Here is a 255-nt window from a genome sequence, read left to right on the forward strand (position 1 = left end):
TTTAGATCACCGCACAACAGATATGAAATACAACATTATCACAGATACCTATGTCACACCTGGAAATGTCCATGATTCTGTGCCCTATCTTGACCGATTGGATCACCAAATCGCACGATTTGGGTTTAAAGTAGAAGCCGTCGCCCTTGATTCCGGATATTTAACGACTCCGATCTGTAAAGGATTATCTGACCGACAAATCTTTGGTGTCATCGCACATAGACTTTATCACCCTATCCGAGGCTTGTTTCCAAA

General features: G+C 42.4%; 1 pseudogene. It reads left to right on the plus strand.

Annotated elements, in window-relative coordinates:
• Positions 1 to 255, plus strand: a pseudogene (locus tag WA325_RS21355) (IS5/IS1182 family transposase); the annotation flags it as partial.

Source organism: Bacillus sp. 205(2023) (assembly GCF_037027485.1).
GTDB classification, from domain to species: Bacteria; Bacillota; Bacilli; order Bacillales; family Bacillaceae; genus Bacillus; species Bacillus halotolerans.